Genomic DNA, 1,778 nt, shown 5'->3' on the forward strand with positions numbered 1-1,778 from the left:
CCGGTTTTATTCTCCCTTGACGCTGAATATCTCCGCCGGCAACTGGAACCCTTTCAGTTTCAGCAGCGCCAGCGGACCGGTATCCTGTTCGGTACGTAAAACCCAGGTTAGAGGCACCCCCTCCGGCGTGGTAAATGTCAGACGGTAACGGCTTTTCTCCAGAACTTTCACTTGCGCCTGCTCCAGCCAGCGGATTAACCCCCAGTCGCCTGAATAGTCGCCAAACAGCCTCGCCCCGGTGTTCACCCCCGTCCACGTCAGCACCACACCGGGGTTATCTCTGTCACCCGGCCAGCGTAAACGTTGCCAGCTTTCCATTTGGTTAAAATAACGCAGCGTCTGGCCGTCTATCGTCAGGTCGGTTTCCGCCACATCCCGCTCCGGTTTCGCCCGCAGTTCAAACCGCAGCCCCTGACCGCCATTCGCAAACAACCCATCCGATAACTGACTCAGCTGATTAATCGCCGTCAGAAATGCCGGGTTAAAATGCAATCCCTCGCTGCCTGCGTTATCCGCCACCCAACGTTTCCCTTCTTTATGCAACAGGCCCCCTAACTGACGATGCAAAAACTGCTCTATCCGCCCGGAATCCGCCTGGATAAACTGCCCCAGCATCGGCAGGGAAACTTCATCCTGAGCCTCCACAAATGGGTAGCGCCCACTAAAAGCGGCTCGCCAGTCCGACACCACCGCCTCCTGCCACTGCGCATTAAGACTCGCCTGCGCGGGTTGCAGCACCGTCTGCCACGCCTGCGTTAACGGCTGCGCAAACACTGTCTGACCAAAACCGCTCCACTCCGCACCGAGACTGGCGGCCATCAAACTGCCATATTCCTGGGTATCGGTCAGGTCGATACTTTTACCCTGAAATACCGCCTGCGCCAGCGCCTGCATCTTCTCTTGCGGGTCATCGGTATTGGCAATTTGTTGCAATTTGAGACGCACACGGGTCACTCGTGTCAGGAAGGTTTGCAGGCTTAGAGAACTGTCCGTCGCCATCATGCCTTGTGAGCGGCTTTTCCCCATCAGCGCCAGCAACGGGCCAAAGGTCTTGTCCATCGGCCCCGGTGGACCGCCCTGCGGCTCAATCTCCGGGGCGCTATTTTTCCGGAACAGGTTTTGTGCTGATTTAACTAACGAATCCGATAAGGCCGGGTCCTGCTGTCCGGTTTCTCCCTGATAAGCTAATGTGTTCATCAGCGCAATCAGCGGGGACTGGCGCACATCGGCCATCAGGGTTAACTGGTCGATGGTGTCGGAAAGATTATGTGCTTTATGCCAATGCAAACTGTTGAGGAAATTCAGCCAGGCGCCCGAAAAATCCGTGAAATAACGTTCCGTCAGACGCGCCTTTAATGCCGCCGGTGATACCGCATCCGATACCGGCTGATGCCCGTCGCTTAACACCCAGTCAATGTCTTCCCGCCGGGAAGCCGCCACCGCCTCTATCGCTTTCCGGACCTGCCCTTCCCAGGCCTGACGGGTAAACATGCCCGGCACGACACCGGTCGCCGTCAATAACTGCCCTGCATCCGTCTCTCCGGTCATCTGTTCCAGCCGCAAATCGCCGTAACTGTGGGCGACCTGCTGCAACACTTTCTGGTAGAGCGTCGCGTCAGCATTACGCTGCCCCAGCTGATTCAGCAGTATCTGACGCACCTCGCTGACCAGTGGCCTATCCACCGGGATTTTCCACTCCGGGTGCTGCGGCAAATTCCGGGCATAAAAAGCCAGCAGTGACGCCCCGGTGTTTTGCCATAAGCCATCGGCAACCCCTT

At 57.3% G+C, this 1,778-nt stretch carries 1 protein-coding gene; it reads right to left on the reverse strand.

Annotated elements, in window-relative coordinates; genetic code table 11:
• Positions 1–6 precede the first annotated feature (6 nt).
• Positions 7–1,778 (reverse strand): ImcF-related family protein (locus LGZ99_RS24340; RefSeq protein WP_315903534.1); only part of this gene is annotated, 1,772 nt, incomplete at its 5' end.

The sequence above is a fragment of the Photorhabdus temperata genome (genome assembly GCF_025384845.1).
Lineage (GTDB): Bacteria > Pseudomonadota > Gammaproteobacteria > Enterobacterales > Enterobacteriaceae > Photorhabdus > Photorhabdus temperata.